Origin of the sequence: Klebsiella sp. S69, assembly GCF_016516145.1 — a bacterium.
GTDB lineage: Bacteria > Pseudomonadota > Gammaproteobacteria > Enterobacterales > Enterobacteriaceae > Klebsiella > Klebsiella oxytoca.
Genome location: NZ_JACVUU010000097.1, coordinates 1 through 321, shown reverse-complemented (window position 1 = coordinate 321; position 321 = coordinate 1). Strand labels below are relative to the sequence as shown.

Genomic DNA, 321 nt, shown 5'->3' with positions numbered 1-321 from the left:
CTTGCTGATAACGTGCAGCTTTCCCTTAAGCCGTGACTCATACAGCGGCCAGCCATCCGTCATCCACACCACAACATCAAAGGCCTACAACAGGCTCAGCAGTCGTTCCAGTGTGGCCATGGTGCGTTCACCAAAGACATGTGCCACCACCGCTCTGCGTATCCTGTCATACGCGTAAAAAAGCCAGCGCTGGCACGATTTGGAGCCGACGTAGCCCCACTGTTCGTCCACTTCCGCGCAGACAATAACGTCACTGCCCGGTTGTATGCACGAGGTTACCGACTGCGGCCGGAGTTTTTTAAGTGCCGTAAAATCGTGTTG

General features: G+C 54.8%; 1 pseudogene. It reads right to left on the bottom strand.

Annotated elements, in window-relative coordinates:
• Positions 1–321 (bottom strand): annotated as a pseudogene (locus tag IAE27_RS29400) (IS1 family transposase); the annotation flags it as partial.